This is a genomic window from Xylanibacter brevis ATCC 19188 (assembly GCF_000621725.1).
GTDB lineage: Bacteria > Bacteroidota > Bacteroidia > Bacteroidales > Bacteroidaceae > Prevotella > Prevotella brevis.
This window is the reverse complement of record NZ_KK211334.1, coordinates 56,696-81,573: the sequence shown is the minus strand read 5'-3', so window position 1 is coordinate 81,573 and position 24,878 is coordinate 56,696. Positions and strand designations below refer to the sequence as shown.

Genomic DNA, 24,878 nt, shown 5'->3' with positions numbered 1-24,878 from the left:
CCACAAACACCCGCAACCGCCCCTAGTGTGTCTTGCGGTTTCCCCGCAAGAAAAAAAGGCCCACCGTTGAAGGACGATGGGCCGGGACCTAATGTTTTCACAACGGAATAATCCTTATTGTGATTTGCTAAAAATTAGTGATGCAAAGATAAAGTTTTTCTATGAATGCATCTTATATTACAAAAATAATAGTAACTTTGTGTCGATATATTCCACTTGACTTTCGGCATATATTAAAGCATAGACAATAACTAAAAAGTATTAGTATGAAACAATTTACAAACCTGTATCAGTTATCAAAAACTCTAAGATTTGAACTAAAGCCTATCGGAAAAACTTTGGAGCATATTAATGCTAATGGTTTTATCGACAACGATGCTCACAGAGCAGAAAGTTATAAAAAGGTTAAAAAGCTTATTGATGATTATCATAAAGACTATATTGAAAACGTACTGAACAATTTCAAGTTGAATGGGGAGTATCTTCAGGCATATTTTGACTTGTATTCTCAGGACACAAAAGATAAACAATTTAAAGACATACAGGACAAACTAAGAAAATCCATTGCAAGTGCACTGAAAGGCGATGATCGATATAAGACAATAGATAAAAAGGAACTTATTCGTCAAGATATGAAGACGTTCCTTAAAAAGGATACTGACAAGGCCCTTCTCGACGAATTTTACGAGTTTACTACCTATTTTACGGGATATCATGAAAACCGCAAAAATATGTATTCCGATGAAGCAAAATCTACAGCAATTGCTTATCGCTTGATACATGACAACCTACCAAAATTTATTGATAACATAGCTGTTTTTAAGAAAATAGCCAACACATCAGTCGCTGATAATTTTTCTACTATATACAAGAACTTTGAAGAATACCTTAATGTGAATAGTATCGATGAGATTTTTTCACTTGACTACTATAATATTGTGCTCACCCAAACGCAAATAGAGGTTTACAATAGTATTATAGGTGGTCGAACACTCGAGGATGATACTAAAATACAGGGTATTAATGAGTTTGTCAACCTGTACAACCAACAACTGGCAAACAAGAAAGATCGTTTACCCAAGTTGAAACCTCTGTTTAAGCAGATACTCAGTGACAGGGTACAATTATCATGGTTACAGGAGGAGTTCAATACTGGTGCTGATGTACTTAATGCAGTTAAAGAGTATTGCACATCCTATTTCGATAATGTTGAAGAATCTGTAAAAGTGTTGCTTACTGGTATCAGTGACTATGATTTATCAAAAATATACATCACCAACGACCTTGCGCTAACAGATGTTTCTCAGCGTATGTTTGGCGAATGGAGCATCATACCTAATGCCATAGAGCAGCGTTTGAGAAGCGATAATCCCAAAAAAACAAATGAAAAAGAGGAGAAGTATTCTGATCGTATCAGTAAGTTGAAAAAATTGCCTAAGAGTTATTCTTTGGGCTACATCAATGAATGTATTAGTGAACTGAACGGTATTGACATAGCAGACTATTATGCAACCCTTGGTGCTATTAATACTGAAAGCAAACAGGAACCAAGCATACCAACTAGTATCCAAGTGCATTACAATGCTCTTAAACCAATTCTTGATACAGACTATCCGCGTGAAAAAAATCTCTCTCAGGATAAGTTGACGGTGATGCAGCTAAAAGATCTTCTTGATGATTTTAAGGCATTGCAACACTTTATTAAACCACTACTTGGCAATGGTGACGAGGCAGAGAAGGATGAAAAATTCTATGGTGAATTGATGCAGCTATGGGAAGTGATCGACAGTATCACGCCTCTTTATAATAAGGTGCGCAATTATTGTACTCGTAAGCCATTCTCTACTGAAAAAATTAAAGTTAATTTTGAGAATGCTCAACTACTTGATGGATGGGACGAAAACAAGGAGAGCACCAATGCATCTATCATTTTACGTAAAAATGGCATGTACTATCTTGGCATCATGAAGAAAGAATATCGCAACATCCTAACTAAACCTATGCCATCCGATGGTGATTGCTACGATAAAGTTGTATACAAGTTCTTCAAGGACATTACCACAATGGTGCCTAAATGCACAACTCAGATGAAGAGCGTAAAAGAGCATTTTTCTAATAGTAATGATGATTATACTCTATTTGAAAAGGATAAATTTATTGCTCCAGTTGTTATTACTAAGGAAATCTTTGATTTGAATAATGTGCTTTATAATGGCGTTAAAAAATTCCAAATAGGTTATCTTAATAATACAGGTGATAGTTTCGGATATAATCATGCAGTAGAGATATGGAAATCATTCTGTTTGAAATTCCTAAAGGCATACAAGAGCACTTCAATATATGACTTTTCATCTATTGAAAAAAATATTGGCTGCTATAATGACCTTAATTCTTTCTATGGAGCTGTTAATCTTCTGCTTTACAATCTTACCTATCGCAAGGTTTCGGTTGATTATATTCATCAGTTGGTAGACGAGGACAAAATGTACCTTTTCATGATATACAACAAGGACTTCTCTACATACAGCAAGGGAACTCCCAATATGCACACTCTATATTGGAAGATGCTTTTTGATGAATCTAATCTCAACGATGTAGTATATAAGCTTAACGGCCAGGCCGAGGTATTTTACCGTAAGAAGAGTATTACCTACCAACATCCTACACACCCTGCTAACAAGCCTATCGACAACAAGAATGTCAACAACCCTAAGAAACAGAGTAACTTTGAATACGACCTAATAAAGGATAAGAGATATACAGTAGACAAATTTATGTTCCACGTACCCATTACACTGAACTTTAAAGGCATGGGTAACGGTGACATAAATATGCAGGTGCGTGAATACATAAAAACAACTGACGATCTTCATTTTATCGGTATAGACCGTGGAGAGCGCCATCTTCTATATATCTGTGTCATCAATGGTAAGGGTGAAATAGTAGAGCAATATTCCCTTAACGAAATCGTCAACAATTACAAAGGTACAGAATACAAAACAGACTATCACACCCTGCTCAGTGAGCGCGACAAGAAGCGTAAGGAGGAGCGATCCAGTTGGCAAACCATCGAGGGTATCAAAGAACTGAAATCGGGCTATCTCAGTCAGGTAATACACAAGATAACCCAACTGATGATAAAATACAATGCCATTGTCCTGCTCGAAGACCTCAATATGGGCTTCAAGCGAGGCAGGCAAAAGGTGGAGAGTTCTGTCTATCAGCAGTTTGAGAAGGCTCTCATAGATAAACTCAATTACCTTGTTGATAAGAATAAAGATGCCAACGAGATTGGAGGCTTACTACATGCCTATCAGCTTACGAATGACCCGAAACTGCCTAATAAAAATAGCAAACAATCCGGTTTCCTATTCTATGTGCCAGCATGGAATACAAGTAAGATTGACCCTGTCACGGGTTTCGTTAACCTTCTTGATACACGCTATGAAAACGTAGCTAAAGCACAAGCTTTCTTTAAAAAATTTGATAGCATACGTTACAACAAGGAATACGACCGCTTCGAATTCAAGTTTGACTATAGTAACTTTACTGCAAAAGCCGAGGATACTCGTACCCAGTGGACTCTCTGTACCTATGGCACTCGTATAGAGACATTCCGTAATGCAGAGAAGAACAGCAATTGGGATAGCAGAGAGATTGATTTAACCACAGAATGGAAGACATTATTTACACAGCACAATATTCCACTCAATGCTAACCTAAAAGAGGCAATACTGCTACAAGCAAATAAGAATTTCTACACCGACATACTACACCTGATGAAACTTACCCTACAAATGCGCAATAGTGTAACGGGTACAGATATAGACTATATGGTATCACCAGTAGCCAACGAGTGTGGAGAGTTCTTTGATAGTAGAAAAGTAAAAGAAGGGCTACCTGTCAATGCCGATGCTAACGGAGCCTATAACATCGCACGTAAAGGTCTATGGTTGGCTCAACAAATCAAAAATGCCAATGACCTATCAGACGTTAAGCTTGCCATCACCAATAAGGAATGGCTCCAATTCGCTCAGAAAAAACAATATCTCAAAGATTAATGGAAGAAGACTATATTTCCATATCAACTTTGAATGACTTCATCTTTTGTCCGTATTCCATATACTTGCACAATGTGTATATGGAATCGGACGAAGGATTGAATGACATTTTCAAATACGTACAGCAATACTATAGATGTTTTATGAATAACCGATCACCAGAACAATACCCACAATTTACCATATGATAATCATTAGCTACGACATCAAGAATGATAAGATTCGGACTAAGTTTGCCAAAATGCTTCGTGGTCAAGGCGCAATCCGTCTTCAGTTCTCCGTATATGAAGTTAATAATACACAACGCATTATTGACAATATCAAAATTAATATCGTTGACAAGTTTAGCAAACTATTCGCTGGCGCTGATAGTGTTTTGATTTTCGATGCTCCCAACGCAAAAGTTCAAAAGTTTGGAAATGCCATCCATAGAGATTCTGATATTGTGTATTTATAACTTGCAAACCTTGGTCTTTACATAACATACAAATATATATAAATTATTGTAAATTAATGATTTATGTAGTTTATTCATAAATAGGCGTGGTAAAAATGGTATATCATTGTCGAATATAAAATTTCGCAAAAGTATTGTATTATCGGTATTTTTTGTATACCTTTGCATACAAATAGAGTCTAAATGACTTATTAAATTTCTACTATTGTAGATCCATTTCTTATCCGTTTTAAAGGGTTTGTCTATATGACTAATTAAATTTCTACTATTGTAGATCGGTGATCCTTGGCTGCTCTGCTTCTGGTCTAAATGACTAATTAAATTTCTACTATTGTAGATTAGCGATCTATACGCTCTATCTCCGTAGGGTCTAAATGACTAATTAAATTCTTATTCGGAGTCTTTCTCCTCAAATGGCAGTTCGCCTAGGTATTTATCAAAGTCGCTTTGGAACAGGCGGTCCTGCACGATACGGTACTTTTCAAACTCAGTTTCAGCATGTAGCACAGCCTCTTCATGAGTTACACTACCAGCATCGTTCAACAAAGGGCGCTCGTCGCTGCTCAGATAGGCATCAATACGTTTAGCCCAATCCTCCATCGTCATAGGGATATGGCGCTTGGCACGGCTCTCGGCAAAATCAAGCACAGCCGTTACAATATGCCCCATATCTTCAAGTTCCACCTCGTTCAGATAATTCTTGGCGATAGAGACATCCGTCTTTACTATTTTGCCGTCGGGCGCATTCTCCCAGGTGGTTAGTCCCATGTGCTCTTTTTCAGCATCGGCCCGCTCCATGATGAGCTCCGCTGCCGTATGCTGGTGCACAGCATAGTGCACCTTGTTTTGAATGCGCTTATAGAACAGCCGCGTGGTGGGTGCATCCTTGTTATAGTCCATGCTGGTGGCATAGATGTCTGTCAGCTTCTGGTAGAAGCGACGTTCGGAAAGACGAATCTCTCGAATCTCTGCCAGCAGGTGCTCAAAGTAATCCTCGCCCAAGAAGGTTCCATTCTCCATGCGCTTCCTATCAAGCACATAGCCACGGATGGCAAACTCTCGAAGCACGCTTGTAGCCCATTGGCGGAACTGAGTGGCACGGATGCTGTTCACACGATAGCCCACGCTGATGATAGCGTCGAGGTTGTAGAATTGAGTCAGGTAATTCTTGCCGTCAGAAGCAGTTGCCGAGATTTTCTCGGTAACTGAATCTTTCTCCAATTCACCGCTCGCAAAGATGTGCTTCAGATGCAGTCCAATGTTATCAGTTGAGCAATCGAACAATGCCGCCATGGCCTTCTGGGTGCACCATACGGTTTTATCCTTATAGTACACCTCAACACCCTGTTCTTTACCTTCTATTTGGAAAATCAGGAACTCGGCTGTACTGTTTCTTATCTCGAATTTCTTAGGCATATATGATTAGCTTGTTATTAATCCCGTGACGGAATCACAGTGTTCACTAAGTTGTTTATGTACGGTGCAAAGATACTAATATTTTAGCAAAAATGTTTCATATGCTATGATATTTCGTTCATTGGAAAAATCACGTTCCTATTTGACCTGTTATTTTCAAACAGTTCAAATGACAGAAACTACTTTTGCAATGATTTTACAACTCTTTTGTTTTTTACGCAATAACTAAATTAATCATGAACAGAACCATTTATTATTTCTGCCGACAACGGTTCTTCGGTTTTCCATTAGCGATGATCTGTATGGCACTGATGGGCTGCACAAAAGCGGCCGACGACATCATCATTCCACCAGCATCACTTACTCTTGATGCTTTCTACACGGGCTACATCAGTAGCACAGAACAGGACAATGGGGTGGTTTGGACGTGGTCACTCCTTCCTGACAACATGCAGATGGACATCACCATCACTTGCAACGGCATTCCCTACAGCCATGAAACTACACGCGCCACAACCCTCATTCAAAAGGATCTTGATACTAATGTGCGTTACGACTACCTGTTCCGACTCTTCGACGGCACCCACTACAGCGATGCTATCATGAAGACCTACACCCGCCAGGGAGCCACAAAACCACAACAGCTCTGCGTTGAACAGCAAGAGGGTACCGACGCCTACGAACTGTTGGTCAGCTGGACACCGAGCTACGACGCAACCGAGATTCTGCTGAAAGGAACCAATGGCACCCGAATGGTACAGGAAACACTGAAAGGCGATGCCACCACATATACGATAGATCAAATTACCGACAACGAGACGTGGACCTTCGAACTGACGGCACTCAATGAAAAGGGTAGCTCGCTGCCTGTGACCACCATCTTCAAGTCGGGCAAACAAAAGGTGGCTTTTCTGAGCCAGTATGCCTCACCAGAGGAGTGCGTGAACATGGGCGACGACGATGAAGCCAGCGCATGGCTGTGGTTTCACGAAACATATCCCAACAGCAAGTTTCTCAGCGCTTCCGACATCAAAGCGACAGAGGATCTTGCCGACTATCGGGTGCTATTCTATATACGCGACATAGACAGCGGAAACGAAGACGACGCATGGAACCAGCCAGTCAGCATTCAGCAGGCCACGCCCTATATACGCGAGTGGTATAAGGCGGGTGGAAACATGGTACTGTGGCAGCACGCCGTGGCATTCATCACCGACCTGGGACGCATGAACAGAGACATGATGCGCAGTGTGGATCACCGGGTGACCATAGGCAACGGCAGCTGGAATGGAGGCATCTGGCACATGGCAGTACAGATAAACCCTGGCAGCTATTTCGTGGAGGACTTCTCCTCTCATCCTCTCTATAAGGATGTAGATGTGCGCACCGACGGACGTTCTAAGTATGTGACCGTGAAAGGACCGGCATGGACTGAAGACCATAATATTGTGTTCCATAACCTGCCAAGTCTGATAACAGGCTACAACAACCAGGACCCCCGCTGCTACGATGCACTGACTGAGATTTACGGCATCTACCCACTGGGGGTATGGGACTCACAGATAGACTGGGTGAGTCAGCTCAACGTATGGGAAGCCCGTCAGGGCAATACCGAGTGTCGGGGCACGCTGCTATGCATAGGCAACGGTGGCTGTGAGTTCTCTTACAAGAATAGCGACGGCACGCCCGACAAGAATGCTTATCCGCACAATAGTCAGTACCAGTCAAATGTTTTAAAAATGGCAAGAAACGCAATAGAGTACCTTAAAACACGATAAATCCTTATGAAAATGAATATAATAATAGCAGCAATGGCTCTCATCGCAGTGGCCTGCAAGACAGAAGATCCGAATGTGATACTACAAGAGCGCGCATTCGTGAGCGGAACATCAGTGAACGTGGAACAAAACATTCCCACCATTGACAACGGATGGTACAGGGAGAAAAACCGTCCACAGATACACTTCACACCAGAAAAGAACTGGATCAACGACCCCAACGGCATGGTGTATGCCAACGGCATTTGGCATCTTTACTACCAATACAACCCCTACGGACACGACTGGGGTAACATCTCGTGGGGCCACGCCACCTCTACCGACCTGTTTCACTGGAAAGAACAGCCCGTGGTGCTCGAACCCGACGAGCTGGGCTATATCTATTCAGGATCGGCCGTGCTCGACAAAAACAATACCGCCGGCTTTGGCGAGAATGCCATCGTGGCGATGTACACCGCGCATGGTGCTCACGAACAGCAGTGTATCGCCTACAGCACCGATGGGGGCATGACTTTCACTAAGTATGAAGGTAACCCTGTCATCAAAAACACCACCCATGGCGACTATCGCGACCCCAAAGTGGTGTGGGACGACGTGACCAGCATGTGGTACTGCGTCTTCGCGCTGGGCGGAGAGCACACCGCGCAGATATGGAAATCGGCCAACCTCAGGGAATGGAGCATCTGCAGCACCTTCAATGCCAGCGCATATCCAAAATGCAACGATGGTATATGGGAATGTACCGACCTGTTTCCCATGCAGTACAAAGGCGAACGCAAATGGGTGCTCACGGTGAACATCAGCGGCGGCGGCCCTGTCCTTGGCTCGGGCACCATGTACTTTGTGGGTGATTTCAACGGCAAACGCTTCATAGCTGACCACTATAACTACCCCCTCTGGGAAGACCACGGCATGGACGACTATGCCAGCGTGACTTGGAGCAATACGGGCGATAGAACGGTGTGCATCGGCTGGATGAACAACCAGGCGTATGGCGGTTATCCGGTGTCACCTTGGCGCTGCTGCATGACGCTGCCTCGCGAAATGGTGCTGGAGGAATACGATGGACAGCCACTGCTGAAGACCACCATCGTCAGCGAGATTGAAGGCATCGCCGATGACTGGCACTCGGTGAAGGGGCAGACAGCCTCTATATCATCCTTGCTTGGGGCACTTCCTATGGGTATGAATGGCACAAAACCATCGCTCGATGCCTATCAGGTAAATGTAACGATAGACACGAGTGCTGACTGCGAGATAAAGCTGTCTAACAGCGTGGAACAGGCCTACACCGTGAAATATCTGGCGGCAACGAGGGAACTTGTCATCAACCGTGGTGCCAAGACAGGAAACACGGGCTTCCATCCCAACTTCGCCATCCCCGACATGCGCTCATCTATCTTCTCAAACAAGGAAGAGGTGACACTCTGCCTGTATGTAGATCAGTCGAATATTGAGGTGACTACCGACGATGGCTCGGTCATCATGTCAACACTGGTGTTCCCTGACTTCATCTATGACCAACTGATGGTAAGCGGACAGAAGGCTAAGTCGAAAATCAGAAACCTAAACAGGGTGTGGAAGAAGGATTGAAAAGCTACCTCTTGTTACTAAAGAACATGCCGGTGAGGATGAGCATCGTGCCGATGAGGAAGTAGAGGGTGATGCGCTCGGAGAGCATGAGCCAGGCGAAGAGGACGGTGGTGACGGGGTTGAAATAGACATAGTTGGTGGCCACGACGGCACCAAGCTTCTTCAGGGCCCAGTTCCACGCGATGAAGCAGATCATGGAGGCCACGCAGCCCAGGAACAGCAGGTTGAGCACCATCTGGGGGGTGAACACGTGAAGCACGCGGGGGGTGAAGATCCACACCTCTTCGGGGCGCATGATGAAATAGGGCACCATGAACACGAGGCCGTAGAAGAACACCTTGCGGGTGATGAAGAGGGTGCGGTAGTGATGGGTGGCGGGTATCATGAGCAGCGAATAGAAGGCCCAGCAGAGGCAGGCGCCCAGGGCAAGGGCATCGCCCAAAGGCGAGAGGTGGAGCACGAAATGGCCATTGAGCACCACGACGACGACGCCAAGGGCGGCCATCAGGGTGCCTACGATCTGGATGCCGTGCAGACGCTGGGAGCGATAGAACAGGCTGATAAGACCGGTGGCAAACAGCGGACTGAGGCAGACGATGAGCGAGGTATTGGTGGTGGTGGTATAGACCATGGAGGTGTTCTCGGTGAGGAAGTAGAGGGTGCCACCACTGAGACCGAGCAGGGCCATGAGCAACTCGTCGCGCCACGAGGCGGCAAACCAGCGGAACGAGCGGCGCGTCATGGCATAGGCCAGCAGCAGCACGTAGGCTATGATGAAGCGCAGCGTGAAGATCTGGGCTGCCGTGAGTCCGGCCATGAGTAGCAGTTTGGTGTATATGAACGTGGTGCCCCAAATGGCTACCACGAGGAAGGCTGTGAAATGATAAACTAGTTTGTTCATAATGCTATATTATTTGGTGTGCAAAGTTACGCTTTATTGGTGATACGAACAAATAATATCGTGTTTTTAAATTGTTGATGAGGGCTGTTTCGGTGCGCAAGAGTGGCACTATGATGCAGCAAGAGTGGCACTTTTGACTCGCAATAGTGGCACTTTTGGTGTCGATCTAGAGTCTAGAAACATCAATTCTAGACTCTAGAATCTGTCGATGTAGACTTTAGAAAGGGTCATTCTAGACTCTAGAAAGGGCGTTTCTAGACTCTAGAAATGATGCAAGAGTTAAACTATGAGCTTTATATACCCACCATTCTACCCGGTTAAAGTTTTACTATTAGATGCGAAAAGCGTAACTTTGCAACTGGAAAATTAAAGCGACAAGATCGCCATACATACAGAGAACGACTATTTATAACCATTAAAAACACAATTATGGCACTATTTTACAAATTCAGGCAAAACAATGATAACACCAAACCTAAGGCCTACAAGAAGTGGTTTGCCCGCGCTGTTCACACCGAGACGGTGGGCATCCGCGAACTGTCGGAGCAGATGCAGTGCAACAGCACGGTGAAGCGCTCGGACATCCTGGCCGTGCTGAGCGAACTGGCCGAGACCATGACCACCGAACTGCAGAGCGGACGCAAGGTGCATCTGGAGGGCATCGGCACCTTTATGCTGGGCATCAGCAGTCGCGGGTGCGACCGCCCCAAGGACTTCCGCACCGACCGCGACGTGGTGGACGTGCACGTGGTGTTTCGACCCGACACCTACCGCACGCGCAACGGCGTGATGAAACACGCACTGACCGACGGCACCCGCCTCGTGGAGATGCCTCACTACCGGAAACCGGAGTAGTTAAATGATTTTAAATTCTGCGGTTTTTAACACATTTACTGGCTCGATTGAACATATATTGCACTCTAAGATTCTACTTTTGCCGCCGTTATAACAATCAATGATATTAAAACAATGAATCAAACCTTCACCGGCCGCGAGGCGCGGCTCCACCTGGCTTCAGAGGTGGCACAAATTCTGAGAAATCACAGTCAAGACGAACAACTGCACTGGAAGGGTTCGACCGTGGACCTGATGGAGGCACTGCACATTGCCTTCCTGACCAACACGCTGACCAACGACGAGGGACAATACATGTCGTTCACGGCCATCGTGCAGAGTGCCTGCGAGGTGCTGCACGTGCGCATGCCGCGCAACCCTTATAAATATGCTGCGCAGGGCCGCCAGCGACAGGGCTTCCGCAACCGTCCCTACATGGATCGCTACTTGTTTTTGCTGGACAACAATCCACACCCGCTGTGGCAACAAATAGAGAAAAACTGAAAAAAATGTTCTGTTTTTTTTATTATTTCAAGGATTATTTATATTTTTGCCAACAGGAAAATCAATAATGAGAAAAAACGAAAAGCATGAGAAAATTATTCATAGGACTGAGCATCCTGCTTTACCTTTCCTGCGATGACGTGTTTCAGACACATCCCTACGATGTGAATATCAAAGGCGAGAAGAACCTCAACGCCAAGAACATGGCTATCATAGAAGAGGCATTTGCCAACAAGAACCCGCTGCGCGTGGCTTTTATCAGCGACAACCACCTCTGGCAATCGGACTTTCGCGACGAGATCAGCGACCTGAACAAGCGCACGGACGTGGACTTCGTGGTGCACTGCGGCGACCTGACAGACACGGGCACCAACAAGGAGTTTGAGTGGTCGAGAGACATACTCTGCATGCTGAACCACCCGTTTGTGACGCTCATCGGCAACCACGACTTTCTGGGCACGGGCGACCAGGCCTACGACGTGATCTATGGCGAGAAGAACTTCTCATTTATAGCCAACCGCATCAAGTTTGTATGCATCAACACCAACGCCACGGAGTATAACTACATGGCTGCCGTGCCCGACTTCAACTTCATGGAAGAGGAAATGGTGAAGGATGCAGACCGCTTCGACAGGACCATCATCATCATGCATGCCCCACCCTACAGCGACCAGTTTCCCGACAACGTGGTCAAGGCCTTCAGGCGCTACCTGGACTTCTTCCCGGGGTTGATATGCTGCGTTTACGGCCACGTGCATCGCAACGAGGTTAAGGACATCTACAACGATGGCCTGCTGTTCTACGGCATTGACAGTGCCGAGGGTCGCAACTACAGAATATTCACTTTCACAGCAGACGGTTATGAAACAGAGCAGATTGATTACTAGCCTCCTCCTGCTGCTATGCTCACTGCAGATAACCGCAGGCGACAGCATCTTTGTGCAACAGTCACACGAGAGTAAATACGACATGCGCATACGCCGCTATAGAAAACACTGGGCGGGACTCATCCCCACACAGTTTGTCATCCAGAACGCTGGCAACATGGGACTGCTGTCGGCCGGACTGGGATGGAACTACGGCAGCCGCCGACAGTGGGAGACCGACCTCATGGTGGGATTCATACCCAAACACCAGTCCACACGCACCAAGATGACCATGACGCTGAAGGAGAACTATATCCCCTGGAGCATCACACCACGCGCGGACTTCAACAAACAGAAGCTGCTGAGCGTGGAACCGCTGACAGCCAGTCTCTACATCAACACCGTTTATGGCGACGAGTTCTGGAAGAACCAGCCCAACCGCTACCCCGACAAATACTATGAGTTTATGTCGACGAAGTTCCGACTGAACGTGGCACTGGGACAGCGCATCACGATGAACATACCCGAGAAGTTGCGCGTCAGACACAGCCGCGTATCGCTGTTCTACGAGGTGAGCACCTGCGACCTTTACATACGCGCCATGTTCCAGGACAGCAGCGTCAAGCTGAAAGACATCATCGGGCTTTCGCTGGGTATCAAACTACAAACACTATAACAAAAACATCACGCAGATGAAAAGATTCATATTACTACTTGCCTGCATACTGACCATAAGCACCATCGGTGCTGAACAGCAGGCACGACGGAAGAAAGTGGCCGTGGTGCTGAGTGGCGGCGGCGCCAAAGGCGTGGCACACATCGGTGTGCTGAAGGTGCTGGAAAAGGCTGGCATACCCGTTGACATCATCACCGGCACATCGATGGGCAGCATCGTGGGCGGACTGTATGCCATCGGCTACAACGCCCACTCGCTGGACTCGCTGGTGCGCAACCAGGACTGGAGCTATGTGATCACCGACCGCGAGAACCTGAAAAACCAGAGTCTGAGCGACCGCAAGAAGCAGAACACTTATTTCATCTCGACCAACGTCACAAAGACGAAGCGCAACAAACTGGCGGGCGGACTGATCACCGGCAAGAACATCTCGGAACTGTTTAACAAGCTCTGCGTGGGATACACCGACTCGCTCAACTTCTCGCGCGACCTGCCCATACCGTTTGCCTGCGTGGCTACCAACATTATCAACTACGAGGAGTATGACTTCCACAGTGGCCGACTGCCACAGGCCATGCGCGCCTCGATGGCCATACCGGCCGTGTTCTCGCCCGTGAGACTGGACGGCAAGGTGCTGGTGGACGGCGGACTGCGCAACAACTTCCCCGTGGATATTGCCCGCGAGATGGGAGCCGACATCGTGATAGGCGTCTCGGTGAACGACCACCCCATGGGCTATGACGACGTGTGGGGCACGATGAGCGTGGTGAACCAGATTGTGAACATGAACTGTAAGAACAAGTTCGACGAGAACAAGGAGGCCACCGATCTCTACCTCTATGTGGATCCCGACGGCTATACCGCCGCCAGCTTCTCGGCCACGGCCATCGACACGCTGATACGCCGCGGCGAGGATGAAGCCATGCGCCACTGGGACGAGATCATCGCCTTGAAAAAGCGTATTGGCATCAGCAACTCGTTCAAGCCTACCATCCTGCACCCACTGAATCCGAAGGTGATGACCATGAAGCAGAAGATAGACAGTTGTGTGTTTGTGGATATGACACCCCAGGACGAGCGCTTCCTCAGACAGAAGTTCCACCTGGACAAGCTGGACAGCATCAACGCCACACTGGAACAGCAGATCACCACGTCGGTGCGCGTGGACCTGTTCTACCAGACGGCCGAATGCCAGCTGGAGCCTACCAAGGAGGGACAGGTGCTGCGCATCGTGGCCGGACAGCGCAAGCGCAGCCGCTTCCATGCCGGTGCCCGATACGACACGGAGGAGTATGCTGCCGTACAACTGGGACTGGACGTGCCGATGAAAACTGCCATACCAATGAACACGGACTTCACACTGAGGCTGGGCAAACGACTGATGGCGCGCGGCGAACTGACCATCCACCCGCTGAACTTCACGCGCCCCACCCTGCGCTGCACCTACTATCGCAACGATATTGACATCTACTCGGAGGGCGACCGCGACTATAACATCCTGTACAACCAGTTCCAAGCGGAGCTGACACCCATCAACCTCAACCTGCGCCACTTCAACCTGAAGATGGGCGTGAGGTGGGACTATATGCACTACCGCAACAAACTGGGATCGGAGTCATCGACACTGATAGCACTGAAGAACGAACACTTCTATAGCTACCGCGCACAGCTGGACTACAACAGCGAGGACAACTGGTACTTCCCCACCCGCGGCGCTCGCTTCAAGGCTGAATATGCCTACCTGACCGACAACTTTGCCAAGCTGAACAATAAGCCGGGCGTCAGCGACGTGAACGCCAACTGGCGCATCTCGTTCACCATGGGCAGCCGCTTCACCCTGCAACCCATGCTCTACGGACGCATCCTGCTGGGCACCAACGTGCCGCTGGTGCTGGGCAACACCATCGGTGGCGAGTGGTTTGGCCACTACCTGGAACAGCAGATGCCCTTTGCCGGCATAGGCAACATGGAGTATGTGGACAATCAGTTTGTGGCCGCCCAACTGCAGGCGCAACAGCGCATAGGCAGCAACCACTATGTGATGCTGCGCATTGGCGGCGGACAACAGGCTCACCAACTGAAAGACCTGCTGGACCGACAGACACTGCTGGGCACACAGCTGGCCTACTACTACCGCACACTGCTGGGACCGGCCGGCGCCACCATGGGCTATAGCAACCACACCCGTCAGCTCTATTTCTACTTGAACCTGGGCTTTGAGTTCTGACGAAACACGGCAATAATTGAAAATAAAAAAGAAAATAATTGGTAGTGTCAGAAAGTTTTTGTAAGTTTGCAGTTTGAAATAATACTATAAAAAAAAGTTAGTGATGACATTTACTGAACAAGCTAATCAGATCTTCCAACAGGCGATACGCGACTATCACTTGACAGACAACGTGGACACGCCCATGAGAAACCCTTATGAGCGCGAGTCAATAGAGTATAACCTCTATCTGAAATGCTGGATAGACACCGTACAGTGGCACTATGAGGACATCATACGCGACCCACACATTGACCCCAACGAGGCTCTGTCGCTGAAGCGCCGTATAGACCACTCTAACCAAGACCGTACTGACCTGGTGGAGAACATCGACTCTTACTTCCGTCACATCTACAGCGACGTGAAGCCCCTGCCAGACGCCCGACTGAACACCGAGAGCCCTGCTTGGGCCGTGGACCGTCTGTCGATACTGGCACTGAAGATATACCACATGGAGGAACAGGTGGAACGCGAGGATGCCGACGAAGAACACCGCCAGCGCTGTCAGGCCAAACTGAACGTGCTGCTGGAACAGCAGGTGGATCTCTCGACTGCCATCGACCAGCTGCTGGAGGACATCGAGGCCGGACGCAAATATATGAAGGTGTACCGACAGATGAAGATGTACAACGATCCCAGCACCAACCCCGTGCTGTATAACAACAACAAATGAAGCAACACTTACTCATCATCCGATTCTCAGCGTTAGGCGACGTAGCCATGATGGTGCCCGTGGTCTATTCGTTGGCTATGCAGTATCCTGAGTTGAGAATCACGGTGCTGAGTAAGCCATTTGCACGCAGCTTCTTTGAAGACCTGGCACCCAACGTGAACTTCATGGCGGCCGACATCAAAGGCGAATACAACGGCATGAAGGGACTGAACTCGCTCTACCGCCGACTGGTGGCAAAGCAGTTCACACACGTGGCCGACCTGCACTCGGTGCTGCGCTCTAACTACCTCAGACTGCGCTTCTTGATGGGCCACTTCAAGGTGCAACACATCGACAAGCACCGCAAGGACCGCCGCCGACTGGTGAAGCCCCACAACAAGCAGCGCCGACCACTGCCTGCACAGCAGACTAACTATATGGAGGTGTTTGAGAAGCTGGGATTCCCCATCAAGGAACTGACCTTCAAATCGGTGTTCCCCGCAGAGGGGGGCAATCTGAACATGCTGCCAAAGGCCATCGGACCAAAATGCTACTGGGAACAGTGGATAGGCATTGCACCCTTTGCTGCCCATCAGGGCAAGATCTATCCACCCGAGAAGATGGAACTGGTGGTGAAACAGCTCACTGAGAAATATCCTAAGTGCCGCATCTTCCTCTTTGGACGCGGCAAGGAGGAAGACCGCTACTTTAAGAAATGGGTGAAGGAGATGCCACAATGCGTGTTCGTGGGCTGGCATCTGGAAAACATGCATCAGGAACTGATACTGATGAGCCATCTGGATGTGATGATATCGATGGACTCTGCCAATATGCACCTGGCATCACTGACCAACACACCCGTGGTCAGCGTATGGGGCGCCACACACCCCATGGCCGGCTTTATGGGCTACAAACAGAAAGAGGAAAACTGTGTGCAGCTGAACCTGGACTGCCGCCCATGCAGCGTGTATGGCCAAAAGCCTTGCATCTTTGGCGACTATCACTGCATGACAGGCATCACCCCCGAGATGATCGTAGGGAAGGTGGATGCTATTTTAAATAAGGTTCAGCAAACTGATAAATAACGATTCCCGCTGTCACTGAGACATTCATGGAGTGTTTGGTGCCTAACTGGGGTATCTCCAAACAGCCATCGCTGGCATCTATCACTTCCTGATGGACGCCCTTCACCTCGTTGCCCATCACAATGGCATAGCGCTTGGTGGGATCGGGCGTGAAATGATTCAGCATGGTGCTGCCCTCACACTGCTCGATGCTGAGCACCACCACTCCCCTACTCTGCAACTCGCGAACGGCTTCGAGGGCGGTAGGAAAATGGCGCCACTCTACACTGTCCTCGGCACCTAAGGCTGTCTTGTGGATTTCGGCATGTGGCGGACAACCTGTGATGCCACAAAGATAGACTGCCTCAGCTCGAAAGGCATCGCAGGTGCGAAAAACTGACCCTACATTATGCATCGAGCGCACATCGTCCATTACCACAACCAGTGGCAACTTCTCGGCCTCGTGAAACTCCTCTACCGAGAGGCGCTTCATCTCTATAGTACGTAACTTTCTCATTTCGTCTGCAAAGATAAGTATTTTAAGTGAGAAGTAAAAAGTGAGAAGTGGTTTTTTAAGTGAGAAGTGAGAGGTGAGAAGTAAGAAGTGGTTTTAACTGAGAGATGAGAACTGAGAACTGAGAGGTGATTTTTTAATGAGAAAAAGGGTGTGGATAAGCTGGTGGATAACCCTGTTAATAACTATAGAATAACTTTGGAATAAGTTGTGGATTATCAAAGGGGCTACAGAGACGGGTGGATATCAACACCCTTATTCAGGGCTTTTACTTCACTTTTCCACAGTTTTTCTTGTGAAAAAGATATAAACTTATTAATTTTGCACCGAATTACGGAATTGTGGATAAAACATCTATAGTGTTCATTCTCAAATAGAAACAACAAACAGTGGGTGTGAATAACCATGTATTCCGTGGGGAAAACGAAATGAGCAAGTAAAGTGGCTATTATTTACCAACTTATCAACGGGATATTATACTACTCATTTCTATTTTAAAAGAAAAAATAAAAAGAAGAATATAAATATAAGATGTTGAAAAAGGAGTGGACAGAGCAAGGCTTCATTGATGAAGCTGTGGCTGAGGGAACAGACTTGAAGAAAGAGATTCGTCGTCTTTGCAAAGAGAAGAACGCCGTGATATTGGCACACTATTACACCGTGGGCGACATACAGGATGTGGCCGACTTCGTAGGTGACTCGCTGGCATTGGCACGCAAGGCTGCCGAGACCGACGCCAAGATGATGGTGATGTGTGGCGTGCACTTCATGGCAGAGACCTGCAAGCTGTTGTCGCCCGAAAAGACTGTGCTGTGTCCGGACCTGAATGCTGGTTGTTCGCTGGCCGACAGTTGTAAGGCTGAGGACCTGAAGAAATATAAAGAGGAGCATCCGGGCTATCAGGTGGTGAGCTATGTGAACACCACGGCTGCCGTGAAGGCTCTGACCGATGTGGTGGTGACCAGTGGTAATGCGAAGAAGGTGGTGGATCAGTTGCCTAAGGATGCGAAGATTATCTTCGGTCCTGACTATAATCTGGGCAACTATATCAACGAGGTGACGGGCAGAAAGATGTTGCTGTGGAATGGCGGTTGCCATGTGCACGAGCGTTTCTCGCCAGCAGCCATCGTGAAGTTGAAGGCGCTATATCCCGATGCCATTGTGATGGCTCACCTGGAGTGTAAGGGTCCGGTGCTGGCTATGGCCGACGTGAAGGGTTCTACAGCCGATATGTTGAAGTATGCGGGCAGTAGTGAGGCTAAGCAGTTTATTGTGGCCACAGAGGCCGGTATTCTGCACGAGCTGCAACGTATGTGTCCGGATAAGGAGTTTATACCTGTGCCACCAGAGATTACCGAGAGCGGCCTGGAGTGCTCGTGCAACGAGTGTCAGTATATGAAGATGAACACCCTGCTGAAGATCTACAACACGCTGAAGTACGAATGGCCTCAGATAGAGATTGACCCAGAGATAGCCAAAGATGCTGTGAAGCCCATAGAAAGAATGCTGGAGTTGAGTTAATAACTCCGGCATTCTTTTCTATCTTTTCTTAATTGTATAGTTTCTTAAAAAACTTGTCATATAGCCATATTCTTCCTTGGTCTATTACGATGCTGGCAAAAAATATCACCGTGAGGAATAGTAGAATGGCTGGAACGGCAGTCCATACGGGCAGTTCTTCCCAAATCATGACGATAGTGGGACTGAAGATGGTTTCGTAGAGTGTTGGGAAACAATGAACGAGGAATACGGCGAAACATGATGCAGCTATCCAGTTGATGGTCCTGTTATAGCCCATCTTGGTCTTTGTGAACACGAGTAGCATGCAGGCGGCTGCGACGATAACTAAGGGTGAGGCATAGCGCCAAGTCACTTCAATAAGATACTCACTGTTAAATATATTCGCCATCTTGGCTATGACCATATTGACACTGACCAAAAGGATGTAGCACAGCAGCAGTTTTGTTCGCGACAGGCGGTTCAACAGGTTATCGGGGAATCGCCTCAGATAGCCTCCCAACAGATAGAGAATGATGAAAGAGATGGGCGAACGTCCATCCTTATAGCCCTCATCCTGCGTGTTAAGCCAGCCGAAGATGCACTGCATGAGCAGCATGCCGCCCAGTACGAGCTGATACTGCCGTCGGGTGCTCTGTGTGATGAACGTGTTGAGTGCCGGAGAGACAATGTAGAGCAGGAGATAGACAGGAACGAACCAGTACATGTCGGTGGTGACAATACGGGCTATGTAAGACCACTTGAACACTACTTCATCGAACAGGGCACAGGTGGTGAAATAAACCAGAAAGGAGAAAAACAGCACCTGAAACAGAAACGACAATAACTTTTCGAACCGTGCCTTGATGCCATACCAGCCTGACAGCAGTACAAACATGTTGACACAGGTGAACGTTGCCGCTGTAAACCAAGTGATGCCTATCGATTCGATAGGCGATGCGTCAACGTTTTTATTTAGTAGGTCTATCTCGCCACTGGCGTGGAACAGCATTACGAAGACCATTGCCAGGATGCGATAGAGCTCCATGTTCGAGTCGCGATGGGTTACGTTTTCGGTCATAACGGTTATTTATTAAGATGTCAGCTATGGTCATCGCATCACCTTTTTCCCATTCTGAATGATAATGCCGCGATAGTAACGTGGGTCTATGGGTTGTCCCAGTAGGTTGATGGGCTGTTGATAGATAGCAGGTGGTTGCGATAAGTTGCTTATTCCGGAAGCTGAGGTGGGTATGTTTTTTATCGATTCACTGAGCCATTGCTGGCGCTGAACGAGCCATTGCTGCATCTCTTCAATGTTCTGGGCCACTGAGGTGTTGTCGTAATCGCCCCAACGGGCGTATTCGTAGGGCCGTGAGCGTTGAATGGCCGCAGCGGTGGTAGATTGTTCAAACTCGTTGAGAAAAGCGCTCAGACGGCTGAAAATAGTGGGTGCCAATTCATCATAGAGTGCTATATAAGTGTCATTGAAGGATTTGTTCTCACTATTGAAGAGACAGGTATAGTAAAAGAACGCGTCGTCGTGTATGCGCGGCCACTTTTCCACATTCCGCATAATAGATCCGAAATCCCACAGGGTGGTCATCTGCAGACGGCTCTGTGGTGTATCGTCGTGTTTGGTAAGGTAGAGGTTGGCACCACCACTGTCGTAGGTGCCCAAGATATCGTGGCCAAGCAGCCAGGCAGCCCATGAGCGGAGGTCGATGTATTCATCATAGCGCCCTTCGTCGATGGCGGTTTCGAAGTTGTTCAGATAGTCGGTGATATAGGCCAGCTGTTCGGGCGTAATGTCTTCGGGTTCCGGATATTTAAAGGTAAACTGCTTGCCTTGTTTTTCAGTTTTAAAATACAGGTCTTCGTTCCACCAGTAGGCATCGCGCTCGATGAGATAACCGCTTTTCTTGTCTATATTGATACGGCAGTCGGCATTACGCTTCACCTGTTCAATAAGCAGATAGATACCGCGATAGTCGTTGTTGATAATGAGGTTTACATACTCGGCAGCGGGGGTCCACGGCATACCTATCAGTTCGTTGACCTTACGGCCAAGAAGGGTGTAGAGCACATCGCCTTCGGTGAGTAGCACCCAGTTTTTGTCGTAATAGCAGGAGTCGCCCCGAGCCAGTAGGTCGTTTTTCTTTTCCAGTTTCAGTTTGAAAGGTTTTTTCTCAGAATAGTAGGAACTGGTGTTGCCACGTATTTTCAAGGTCATGCCGCTCTGGTCTTTCAGGTATTCGCCACTGTCGAAGAGGGTGTCGCCCAACAGGGTGAGCACACAGCGGCCCGGCACTTTGGTATTATTGGTTGTTGTAATACCAAAAGCTCCTTCCGGAGCGAAGGCATAGTCGCAGGTGGGTTCCTCGCCGTTGACGGTGGTGATGGAGAGAACGGGAAGACCTAAAGCACTGATTTTACTGTGTATATCTTCGGCTTGAACACTGGAAGAAAGAAGCAGAAGCAGGACGGAGAGGTTTGTTTTCTTTCCAAATAGTTGGGTGAATGCCTTGTTCTTCCAGTTTTTCATGGCTAAGAATGTTGCGGCCATGATGAATATCCAATGCATGAAAGGTGATTTGAAGCGTGTTTCGCCATGCATCACAAGGGTGAGAATCAGGGTGCCGCCAACGATGATGAACAGAGGTAGTGCCAGTTTCTGAAATTCGCCTTGAAGAGTCAGGCGGATGATGCCCATTGCAGCCATCAGCAACAGCAGTCCATAAAAAATCATCGTGAACAACGCCATCCATTGGGCAAAGCTGAGTGTAGAGGCTTCACTGAGCAAATGGCGGAACGGCAGTGTGATATAGTTGTCTTCGGCATGTTCTTTATGACCGAGGAAAGCAGGCAGATTGTCGTAGTCGCTCTGGTACATATAGTAGATGCGACCGGGAATCTTCTTCAAGTATTCCACCTTGTGGTTCTTTAGCCAGTCCATGCTGCGCTCTTGCCAGATGCGTTCGCACTCAAAGCAGTCCAGTTGCTGGTGGTTTTCGATATAGCGTGGATAGCCTTCCGGCCAGATAGGCTGTCCCCAATGGGGAGCTACCTCGGCACCGTCATAGCACTCATCGACCATGGAAAACCACAATGAACGGGCCTGATAGACGAAATGTCCGGTGCGCATATAGGTGCTGCTGCCCACCACAATGATGAAACTGATATAACCGCCAACCATCAGCAGGAAGGGGCGCCAGGATTCTTTCTTCAGTCTCGCAATGGCATAGATGGCCAGCGCCAGTACCATGATAGTTGCTGTGGGGCGGAACCAATTGCCAAATGCCAGGACAAGACCTGAGAGGATGAGGAGTTTCTTGTTTTCTTTCCAAGAAGAAATATTAGAGAAAACTGCTTTGATGAACAGGAAAACAGCCAGCAGGGAGAAAAAGTCGGATGGTATCTCACTGCTGATCATCGTGCTTTGTCCCCAGTTGTTGGGATAGAGAATGTATAGCAGGATGGCGATAACGGCTGTCTTGTGATTGAACAGGTGGCAGCTCACTTGTCCAACAAGCCAGGCTGTTCCCGCTTTCATCAAGCACATCAGTAGCAGCAATGGAATGATTGAATTGCTGAGCAGGAGTGAAAGGGCGGTAAGGTTGATGATTCCGATGTTCCAAATGAATGGCAGTTCATCATAGTGCATCAGTGAGATAGTTGGATAAGGCTGTCCTTCAGCCAAACATACCCGTGCCAGTTCCAGATACCCTTCCCCATCATTGGTCGGGGTATAGCCGAACACCAGCCATACCATCAGCAGCCAAACGAAGTAGGCTACAGAAAAATTCAATAATGTTCTCTCACCCCTCAATTGTGAATTATGCTTTATGAATTATGAATTATGAACTACCTCACCACCGCCACTTTAGCCACTACGCCGGCCTTGCCATCGCTGGTGGCAGTAGCAATCATATAGACGCCGCTGGCCACACGGTTGCCATGAAGGTCGCAGCCGTCCCAGGTGTAGGTGCCACCGTTAGAACGGCCTTGTGAGACGAGTTTACCGCTGGGGCTGAGTATCTTTACGTCGGCATCGAAAGACAGGCCTACAACCGTTATAAGACCGGTATAGCCGGGTTCTACGGGGTTGGGATAGGCATAGACATTGTCTTTCTCCATCTCTTCGGCTGGTTGGGTGGCATCGCTCATATAAGAACAGAGGCCGTTGTCGGTGCCAAAAAACACCTTGCCGCTGTTGGGGTCGATGGCTATCGACTCGATATTATTGCTGAGCAAAGGACTATTCTCGGTGGTGAAGTGATGTATCTGCTCCATATTGTCGGCACTGATCAGATAGACACCATTGCCATCGGTACCAATCCATTTGCGGTTGCCGCCATCAATAACCATACAGCTGATGCTGACACCATTCATCAGGTAGTCGGCAAAGTTGCTGCCGTCGTTGCGTGGCACTTTGAATTGCTGGAAGGTGACCGACGACTGTCCTACTTCGTTGGCGTCGATCATGAAGAGGCCTCTGGATGTGCCCAACCAGATGTTGTGATCGTGGTCCTCGCAGATGGCGTTGATATGGCTCACGTTATAGCTGACGCCATCCTGATTGGTGAAATAGTTTTCGTTGTTGACGGTGTATGAATAATAGGGTTTCAGCACATCCATCCAGATGTCGTAGCAGAAGACGACTGGGTCTACCCAGTTGACGTTGGCAAACCACAGATAGCCTCGACTGTCTATCATGGCATGGCGTAACGAGTTATATCCCACGCCTTTATAGTTATTAAGCGACGACTGATAATGGTCTTCCCACTGTCCGTCGGCTTTTAGGAGCAGCAGGTTGACACCTTTTGCATGACTATTTAGCACCCAGAGATTGCCTCGGTCGTCGAACTGCAGTCCGTCCACTATGTTGTAGTTGTTGCCCAGTGTCTTTCCATTACTGAAGGCGTTGTGCAGTGGACTGTTGTCCTGGGTGTAATAGTTCACGAGTTGTCCTTCTTGGAACTCGTAAAGGCCGCAGCGTCCGCCAGCAAAGACATGGTTGTGGTCGGTAGGATCTACTGCAACGCAGTTGTTGTTCAGATATGAAAAGCCCGTCTTGTTTTGAAGTTCATCTTCGTAAATCTTCCATTCATCACCATCAAACTGCTGAACAGTTCCTGGGCGCTGCAGGTCCATGGAGCCTGCCAGGTAATAGCCACCCACGGTATAGAGCCGATTGCCAACGAACTGCATGTTATAGAAGTAGTTGTACTTTGGACCACCTGGTTGGAGGGTCTTGACCACGGGCAGGTAGGTGTCGTAGTCGTCGGTCTTAAGAATGGGCAGCGAGGTGGGATACTGCGGATGGTTGGGACGATAGGTATCGCTGATTTCCCCACGCTGCATGTTGACTTTGATAATGGCAAAGCGGGCATACAGGTAGGCGTAGATGCCATCGATGGTCAGGCTGTCGATGGTCTTATCGTCGGTCATAGACTTCTTGTAGAGTGCTGCTATATTGGTGATGTTACCATTGGCATCTAGCAGGTCTATGTTGGAGTTCTGATAGATGATGATGAGCTTACGGGCGTCGTTGTTCCAGGCAATATGTGTGATATAGGTATCGCTGAGACCTGTGATCTTGTCGTAGGTGGTGATGCTCTGGTCGTTGAGGTTGTACTGATACAAGCTGTTGGACGCCAGCACATAGAGGTTGTTGCCACCTTTCGCAATTTGCTGGGGCTCGTGGTACGACATGTATGCCTGCCACGAACCTACCTGTGCCTGCAGTGACACGAGTGCACACACGGTGAGTAGTAATAGAACAACGATTCTTCTCAT

At 47.9% G+C, this 24,878-nt stretch carries 18 protein-coding genes; 12 read left to right on the top strand and 6 right to left on the bottom strand.

Annotation, left to right across the window (positions count from 1 at the left end; genetic code table 11):
* The first annotated feature begins 266 nt into the window (after positions 1-266).
* Together cas12a and cas2 are read left to right on the top strand one after the other, a co-directional pair.
* Entirely contained in the window at positions 267-4,061 is a 3,795-nt protein-coding gene (gene cas12a, locus T433_RS0114015) for a type V CRISPR-associated protein Cas12a/Cpf1 (protein WP_044110123.1), read from the top strand.
* Between the two features lie 184 nt (positions 4,062-4,245).
* Positions 4,246-4,518: a CRISPR-associated endonuclease Cas2 gene (gene cas2, locus T433_RS0114010; protein ID WP_027456216.1), complete on the top strand. Its 273-nt coding sequence runs from the start codon at positions 4,246-4,248 to the stop codon at positions 4,516-4,518.
* Between the two features lie 390 nt (positions 4,519-4,908).
* On the opposite strand, the gene T433_RS0114005 is transcribed toward cas2, so the two are convergent.
* Entirely contained in the window at positions 4,909-5,934 is a 1,026-nt protein-coding gene (locus tag T433_RS0114005) for a virulence RhuM family protein (RefSeq protein WP_027456215.1), read from the bottom strand.
* Between the two features lie 236 nt (positions 5,935-6,170).
* On the opposite strand from T433_RS0114005, the gene T433_RS15645 reads away from it, so the two are divergent.
* Both T433_RS15645 and T433_RS15640 read left to right on the top strand, forming a co-directional pair.
* Entirely contained in the window at positions 6,171-7,712 is a 1,542-nt protein-coding gene (locus T433_RS15645; protein WP_081778518.1) for a DUF4960 domain-containing protein, read from the top strand.
* Positions 7,713-7,724: 12 nt separating this feature from the next.
* On the top strand, positions 7,725-9,305 hold the full coding sequence (locus tag T433_RS15640; RefSeq protein ID WP_162164214.1) for a glycoside hydrolase family 32 protein: 1,581 nt from the start codon (positions 7,725-7,727) through the stop codon (positions 9,303-9,305).
* Between the two features lie 4 nt (positions 9,306-9,309).
* On the opposite strand, the gene T433_RS0113990 is transcribed toward T433_RS15640, so the two are convergent.
* Complete coding sequence (locus T433_RS0113990) at positions 9,310-10,206, bottom strand: DMT family transporter (RefSeq protein ID WP_027450843.1); 897 nt, start codon at positions 10,204-10,206, stop codon at positions 9,310-9,312.
* 429 nt (positions 10,207-10,635) lie between these two features.
* Between T433_RS0113990 and T433_RS0113985 the strand changes: the two genes are divergently transcribed.
* The 7 genes from T433_RS0113985 to T433_RS0113955 all read left to right on the top strand — a co-directional run bounded on the left by T433_RS0113985 (position 10,636) and on the right by T433_RS0113955 (position 17,089).
* Complete coding sequence (locus T433_RS0113985) at positions 10,636-11,061, top strand: HU family DNA-binding protein (RefSeq protein ID WP_027450844.1); 426 nt, start codon at positions 10,636-10,638, stop codon at positions 11,059-11,061.
* Positions 11,062-11,175: 114 nt separating this feature from the next.
* The gene (locus T433_RS15635) at positions 11,176-11,544 is read left to right on the top strand and encodes a hypothetical protein (RefSeq protein ID WP_052342211.1); all 369 of its coding nucleotides are present in this window, start codon (positions 11,176-11,178) and stop codon (positions 11,542-11,544) included.
* 86 nt (positions 11,545-11,630) lie between these two features.
* A complete protein-coding gene (locus T433_RS0113975; protein ID WP_044110119.1) occupies positions 11,631-12,431 on the top strand; it encodes a metallophosphoesterase family protein in 801 nt (266 codons plus the stop codon).
* The gene (locus T433_RS0113970) at positions 12,406-13,086 is read left to right on the top strand and encodes a hypothetical protein (protein WP_052357172.1); all 681 of its coding nucleotides are present in this window, start codon (positions 12,406-12,408) and stop codon (positions 13,084-13,086) included. Before T433_RS0113975 ends, T433_RS0113970 begins: the two co-directional genes overlap by 26 nt.
* A 16-nt stretch (positions 13,087-13,102) precedes the next feature.
* Entirely contained in the window at positions 13,103-15,313 is a 2,211-nt protein-coding gene (locus T433_RS0113965; protein ID WP_027456213.1) for a patatin-like phospholipase family protein, read from the top strand.
* Between the two features lie 103 nt (positions 15,314-15,416).
* The gene (locus tag T433_RS0113960) at positions 15,417-16,025 is read left to right on the top strand and encodes a DUF4254 domain-containing protein (protein ID WP_027450848.1); all 609 of its coding nucleotides are present in this window, start codon (positions 15,417-15,419) and stop codon (positions 16,023-16,025) included.
* Positions 16,022-17,089, top strand: coding sequence for a glycosyltransferase family 9 protein (locus T433_RS0113955; RefSeq protein WP_027456212.1), 1,068 nt, complete (start codon positions 16,022-16,024; stop codon positions 17,087-17,089). Before T433_RS0113960 ends, T433_RS0113955 begins: the two co-directional genes overlap by 4 nt.
* Here the strand turns inward: T433_RS0113955 and T433_RS0113950 are convergent.
* Positions 17,055-17,585, bottom strand: coding sequence for an RNA methyltransferase (locus tag T433_RS0113950; protein WP_027456211.1), 531 nt, complete (start codon positions 17,583-17,585; stop codon positions 17,055-17,057). The two genes, T433_RS0113955 and T433_RS0113950, sit on opposite strands and share 35 nt — an antisense overlap.
* 528 nt (positions 17,586-18,113) lie before the next feature.
* Here T433_RS0113950 and nadA point away from each other — a divergent pair.
* Complete coding sequence (nadA, locus tag T433_RS0113945) at positions 18,114-19,103, top strand: quinolinate synthase NadA (protein ID WP_027456210.1); 990 nt, start codon at positions 18,114-18,116, stop codon at positions 19,101-19,103.
* Between the two features lie 28 nt (positions 19,104-19,131).
* Here the strand turns inward: nadA and T433_RS0113940 are convergent, their stop codons facing one another.
* The 3 genes from T433_RS0113940 to porZ are packed head-to-tail and all read right to left on the bottom strand — an operon-like array spanning position 19,132 to position 24,878.
* The gene (locus T433_RS0113940; RefSeq protein WP_027456209.1) at positions 19,132-20,160 is read right to left on the bottom strand and encodes an acyltransferase family protein; all 1,029 of its coding nucleotides are present in this window, start codon (positions 20,158-20,160) and stop codon (positions 19,132-19,134) included.
* A 30-nt stretch (positions 20,161-20,190) separates the two neighbouring features.
* Positions 20,191-22,887: a CotH kinase family protein gene (locus tag T433_RS16075; protein ID WP_155808529.1), complete on the bottom strand. Its 2,697-nt coding sequence runs from the start codon at positions 22,885-22,887 to the stop codon at positions 20,191-20,193.
* Between the two features lie 56 nt (positions 22,888-22,943).
* Positions 22,944-24,878, bottom strand: coding sequence for a type IX secretion system anionic LPS delivery protein PorZ (gene porZ, locus T433_RS0113925; RefSeq protein ID WP_027456208.1), 1,935 nt, complete (start codon positions 24,876-24,878; stop codon positions 22,944-22,946).

What these genes read in the sequence shown, in the direction of transcription:
- T433_RS0114005 (WP_027456215.1), bottom strand. Translation starts at nt 5,934, where the DNA reads ATGCCTAAGAAATTCGAGATAAGAAACAGTACAGCCGAGTTCCTGATT.
- T433_RS15645 (WP_081778518.1), top strand. Translation starts at nt 6,171, where the DNA reads ATGAACAGAACCATTTATTATTTCTGCCGACAACGGTTCTTCGGTTTT.
- T433_RS15635 (WP_052342211.1), top strand. Translation starts at nt 11,176, where the DNA reads ATGAATCAAACCTTCACCGGCCGCGAGGCGCGGCTCCACCTGGCTTCA.
- T433_RS0113955 (WP_027456212.1), top strand. Translation starts at nt 16,022, where the DNA reads ATGAAGCAACACTTACTCATCATCCGATTCTCAGCGTTAGGCGACGTA.
- T433_RS0113965 (WP_027456213.1), top strand. Translation starts at nt 13,103, where the DNA reads ATGAAAAGATTCATATTACTACTTGCCTGCATACTGACCATAAGCACC.
- T433_RS0113940 (WP_027456209.1), bottom strand. Translation starts at nt 20,160, where the DNA reads ATGACCGAAAACGTAACCCATCGCGACTCGAACATGGAGCTCTATCGC.
- porZ (WP_027456208.1), bottom strand. Translation starts at nt 24,878, where the DNA reads ATGAGAAGAATCGTTGTTCTATTACTACTCACCGTGTGTGCACTCGTG.
- T433_RS0113975 (WP_044110119.1), top strand. Translation starts at nt 11,631, where the DNA reads ATGAGAAAATTATTCATAGGACTGAGCATCCTGCTTTACCTTTCCTGC.
- T433_RS0113970 (WP_052357172.1), top strand. Translation starts at nt 12,406, where the DNA reads ATGAAACAGAGCAGATTGATTACTAGCCTCCTCCTGCTGCTATGCTCA.
- nadA (WP_027456210.1), top strand. Translation starts at nt 18,114, where the DNA reads ATGTTGAAAAAGGAGTGGACAGAGCAAGGCTTCATTGATGAAGCTGTG.
- T433_RS0113990 (WP_027450843.1), bottom strand. Translation starts at nt 10,206, where the DNA reads ATGAACAAACTAGTTTATCATTTCACAGCCTTCCTCGTGGTAGCCATT.
- T433_RS15640 (WP_162164214.1), top strand. Translation starts at nt 7,725, where the DNA reads ATGAATATAATAATAGCAGCAATGGCTCTCATCGCAGTGGCCTGCAAG.
- cas12a (WP_044110123.1), top strand. Translation starts at nt 267, where the DNA reads ATGAAACAATTTACAAACCTGTATCAGTTATCAAAAACTCTAAGATTT.
- cas2 (WP_027456216.1), top strand. Translation starts at nt 4,246, where the DNA reads ATGATAATCATTAGCTACGACATCAAGAATGATAAGATTCGGACTAAG.
- T433_RS0113985 (WP_027450844.1), top strand. Translation starts at nt 10,636, where the DNA reads ATGGCACTATTTTACAAATTCAGGCAAAACAATGATAACACCAAACCT.
- T433_RS0113950 (WP_027456211.1), bottom strand. Translation starts at nt 17,585, where the DNA reads ATGAGAAAGTTACGTACTATAGAGATGAAGCGCCTCTCGGTAGAGGAG.
- T433_RS0113960 (WP_027450848.1), top strand. Translation starts at nt 15,417, where the DNA reads ATGACATTTACTGAACAAGCTAATCAGATCTTCCAACAGGCGATACGC.